This window comes from Bradyrhizobium sp. PRIMUS42, assembly GCF_023006515.1.
Classification (GTDB): Bacteria; Pseudomonadota; Alphaproteobacteria; order Rhizobiales; family Xanthobacteraceae; genus Bradyrhizobium.
Window position 1 is genome coordinate 1 of the sequence record NZ_JALBGZ010000609.1, and the last position, 3,806, is coordinate 3,806.

The window sequence follows — 3,806 nt, forward strand, 5'->3', positions numbered from 1 at the left end:
GTGCTGGCGCGGGCTTTCGCCCGGATGGTCGAAGAGACCCGGGCGAAAACGGCCGCACTCGAGCGCGAGGTCCGGGAGCATCGCCGCACCGAGGCCGCGCGAAGCCATCATGCGGCGCGCGAGCAATTGTTCAGCGCCGCCGTCGAATCATCCGACGACGCGATCGTGATGCAATCGCTCGACGCCATCATCACCGGCTGGAATCCCGCGGCCGAACGCCTCTATGGCTATTCGGCAAATGAAGCGATCGGGAAATCCACCTCGATTATTGTCCCGCCCGACCGCCGTGCCCATGGCAAGGACTATTTGGCGCGGATCGCGCGGGGGGAGCCGATCGAGCGGTTCGAGACGGTGCGCCTGCGCAAGGACGGCAGGCCGGTCGAGATTTCGCTCAGCCTGTCGCCGATCAGGGGACCTTCGGGCGAGATCGTCGGCGTCTCCGGGACCGCGCACAGCCTCACCGAGGCGCGGCGGGCCGAGCGGCAGCTCCAGCAGCAGATCGAGGAGCGCCGGCAGATCTTCGACACCTCGCAGGATCTCATCATGATCATGGATGCGCGGGGCCATGTCGCGCAGATCAGTCCGAGCAGCGAGACCATTCTCGGCTACCGGCCGGAGGAGATGATCGGCCGCAGCGGCGCCGACTTCATTCATCCGGACTATCTGGCGCAATCGCGCGAGGACATGCGCGCGCTCCGGCGCGGCGAACGCCCCAAGCTCGGCGACACCCGCTGCTTCCACAAGAACGGACACGAGGTCTGGCTGTCCTGGCTCGGCAGCTGGTCCGAAAAGGCGCATCGCTTCTACTTTGCCGGGCGCGACATGACGGAAGCGCGGCTCGCGCAGGAATCGCTGCGCGAGAGTGAGCGGCTCGCCCGCAACATCGTCGAGACCTCGCTCGACGCCTTCATCCAGACCGACGAGACCAGCAGCGTCCTGAACTGGAACTCGCAGGCCGAACAGCTCTTCGGCTGGCGCCGCGACGAGGTGCTGGGCAAGAGCACGATCGACCTCATCGTCGCCGAGAGCGAACGCGAGAGGGTCAGGGCGGGCCTGAAGCAGTTCCTGGAGAGCGAGGACGGCAGATCACTGAATCGCCGCCGCGAGCTCGTGTGCCGCCGCCGCGACGGCAAGGAATTCAAGGCCGAGCTGAGCGTCACCGCGCTGAAGCGCCGCGAAGGCCTGCTGTTCAACGTCTTCTACCGCGACCTCACCGACAAGATCGCCGCCGACGAGCGCATCCGCCATGCCGAGAAGATGGAGGCGGTCGGCCAGCTCACCGGCGGCGTGGCGCACGATTTCAACAACATCCTTACCGTCATCACCGGGACGATCGAGATCCTCGCGGAGGCCGTCGAGAAGGAGCCGCAACTTGCGGCCATCACCAAGATGATCGACGAGGCCGCCGCGCGCGGCGCCGACCTGACCCAGCACCTGCTCGCTTTCGCGCGCAAGCAGCCGCTCCAGCCGCGCGAGATCGACATCAACTCGCTGGTCGTCGACACCGCGAAACTGTTGCGGCCGACGCTGGGCGAGCAGATCCTGATCGAATCCGTGTTCGAAGACGAGATTTGCGTTGCGATCGTCGATCCCAACCAGCTCACCACCGCGATCCTCAACCTCGCGCTCAACGCCCGCGACGCCATGCCCGGTGGCGGCAAGCTGATCGTGGAGACCGGCGCCGCCTATCTCGACGAGGTCTATGCCAGCGTCAACGACGTCCGCCCCGGCCATTATGTACTGATTGCCGTGAGCGACACCGGCGCCGGAATTCCCGCGAGCATGCTGCCCAGGGTGTTCGACCCCTTCTTCACCTCGAAGGGACCGGGCAAGGGCACCGGGCTCGGACTTTCGATGGTCTATGGCTTCATCAAGCAGTCCGCCGGCCACATCAAGATCTACAGCGAGGAAGGCCACGGCACCACGATCAAGATGTATCTGCCGCCCGGCAAGACGCCGACGGCGGTCGGTGATGGCGTAACGCCGGCGACGATCGAGGGCGGCCACGAGACGATCCTGGTGGTCGAGGACGACAGGCTGGTGCGCGACTATGTGCTGGCGCAGCTGCATTCGCTGGGTTACGTCACCTTGCAGGCCGCGAACGCCGCGGAGGCGCTCGCGATCGTCGCCGCCGGAAAGCCGTTCGACCTCCTGTTTACCGACGTCATCATGCCCGGCAAGATGAACGGACGGCAGCTCGCCGACGAGCTCCAGAAGACGCGCCCCGATCTCAGGGTGGTCTACACATCGGGCTATACCGAGAATGCGATCATCCATCACGGCCGGCTGGATTCCGGCGTTCTGCTGCTGGCGAAGCCCTATCGCAAGTCGGATCTGGCGCGGATCATCCGCAAGGCGCTGAGCGCTTGAGGCGCGTGCGCAGACGGCAGCCGTAGCCCGGATGAGCGAAGCGATATCCGGGACTTTGCAGCAGCGGTCCCGGGTGTCGCTTCGCTCACCCGGGCTACAAGAGCTTACTACGACGCGCGCTGGGCCGCGGTCATCACGATACGGATCAGATCGGCGGCATTGCGCGCGCCGAGCTTCTTCATGATGTTGGCGCGGTGATCCTCGATGGTGCGCGGGCTGATGCCGAGCGTGCGGCCGGCTTCCTTGTTGGAGGCGCCTGCCGCGAACTGCTCGAGCACCTCACGCTCCCTGCGCGTCAGCGGTTCGCGCCCGGGGAAATGCAGCGAGCCGAATTTCGGCGAGGCGTTCTCCGCCTGCCTGCGCGCATAGGCGCCGATCGCCTCGTCGAGCCGGCCGACGATCTCGCTGCCCCGGAACGGCTTCTCGATGAAGTCGAGCGCGCCGCTCTTGATCGCGCCCACCGCCATCGCGATGTCGCCCTGTCCGGAGATCATGAAGATCGGCGCCGGATAATCCTCGCCTTGCAGCTCCTTCAGAATGTCGAGGCCCGACTTTCCGGGAATGTTCACGTCCAGCAGGATCGCAGCCGGTGTGCGGTTTCGCGCGACGGAGAGCAACGCTGCCCCGTCCGCAAAACAGATCACCTCATAGCCCGCCGCCTTCAACACCATCGACAGAGTGTCGCGAACGGCAGGGTCGTCGTCGACGACGAAGATTTCACCGCGAGAGCTTTGTTCGGCCATGTGCCACATCCGGTTGGCATGAAGGACTCGCGTGCGCGCCAACCGTTTATGGCGTTCGGCGCGGATTCGGCCCACCCGTATTTGTACGGGACATGGACTTAACGCACAAGTAGCGGCAGGGTGCCTAATTGCGGGGTACGGAGAATATCCATGCTAAATTTCGCTGGCACACCCCCACTCGTCGCGATGCCCGAAACTGACAGCCGTCAGTTGATCGCTGCCGAACTTCGCGCTCTGATCACACGGATCGAGAGCAGCATGCGCCTGATCGACGCAGCCATGATGGAAGCAGGCATGCCGGAAACAGGCTTGCTGGAAACAGGCTTGGCGCAGGGAGATCCGGCGGGTTCCGCCGACATTTTCGTGCTCGACGACGTCACGCCACGCTATGCGACGGCGAGCGCCGCCCTCAATGCCTGCCGGGCGGGCCTTGGCCACGCCCTGCAATGTCTGTCGGAATCCGGTAGCCCGGCATAGAGCGCGATCAACGCGGCCCAGCAGCCGCATCCAACCGCATGGCAGCTCCGCGGCCTAGGCGCGGTGCCGTTCCACGATCGCGTCGGTGGCGACGCCACCCCAGGTGTGCATCGCCGGAAGGCCCATCGCGGTCTTGCCGAGATTGGCGAGGCTGATGCGCAAGGCCGCGAGGTCGAGCGGCTTCGGCAGGCTCTGGAGCTCGATCCCGACGGACCG

At 65.4% G+C, this 3,806-nt stretch carries 3 protein-coding genes and 1 pseudogene; 2 read left to right on the forward strand and 2 right to left on the reverse strand.

The genetic code is table 11. The features are described 5' to 3' along the window. On the forward strand, positions 1-2,370 hold a 2,370-nt coding region (locus tag MOV75_RS30330), incomplete at its 5' end, for a PAS domain S-box protein (RefSeq protein WP_247007154.1). Positions 2,371-2,477: 107 nt separating this feature from the next. On the opposite strand, the gene MOV75_RS30335 is transcribed toward MOV75_RS30330, so the two are convergent. Continuing rightward, positions 2,478-3,113: a response regulator transcription factor gene (locus tag MOV75_RS30335; protein ID WP_246931233.1), complete on the reverse strand. Its 636-nt coding sequence runs from the start codon at positions 3,111-3,113 to the stop codon at positions 2,478-2,480. A gap of 150 nt (positions 3,114-3,263) precedes the next feature. Here MOV75_RS30335 and MOV75_RS30340 point away from each other — a divergent pair, with 150 nt between their 5' ends. Then, complete coding sequence (locus tag MOV75_RS30340; protein WP_247007155.1) at positions 3,264-3,590, forward strand: hypothetical protein; 327 nt, start codon at positions 3,264-3,266, stop codon at positions 3,588-3,590. Between the two features lie 54 nt (positions 3,591-3,644). Here the strand turns inward: MOV75_RS30340 and MOV75_RS30345 are convergent. Then, positions 3,645-3,806, reverse strand: a pseudogene (locus MOV75_RS30345) (response regulator); the annotation flags it as partial.

Bases quoted from the DNA above. Each gene is read 5' to 3' on its own strand.
- MOV75_RS30340 (WP_247007155.1), top strand. From the start codon at position 3,264: ATGCTAAATTTCGCTGGCACACCCCCACTCGTCGCGATGCCCGAAACT.
- MOV75_RS30335 (WP_246931233.1), bottom strand. From the start codon at position 3,113: ATGGCCGAACAAAGCTCTCGCGGTGAAATCTTCGTCGTCGACGACGAC.